At 63.2% G+C, this 250-nt stretch carries 1 rRNA gene; it reads right to left on the bottom strand.

From position 1 onward, the window contains the following. A 5S ribosomal RNA gene (gene rrf / locus ACLBYB_RS33635) occupies nt 1-95 on the bottom strand; the annotation flags it as partial. Between the last annotated feature and the right edge of the window lie 155 nt (nt 96-250).

A 250-nucleotide genomic window follows, 5' to 3' on the forward strand; every position in this document is an offset into this window, starting at 1 on the left:
CCGTGTCTTGAGACACAGTACCATAGGCGCTGGCGTGTTTAACGGCCGAGTTCGAGATGGGATCGGGTTCTGGGCACGCCGCTCAGGCCACCAGACCGGCGCATCGCAACTTGTTTGGCACTGGGCGGCGCAGGGTGCTGCGACGGCGAGTGCTCAGTTCGGCAAGCATGCAGCGTCTGGCGCTGCGGGTCTTCTTGTTTCGTGTGTCTCTGGCTTCGCCAGCCTTTTCGGCTGCCGAACCAGTCCGGAC

Source organism: Methylobacterium sp. D54C (genome assembly GCF_053345595.1).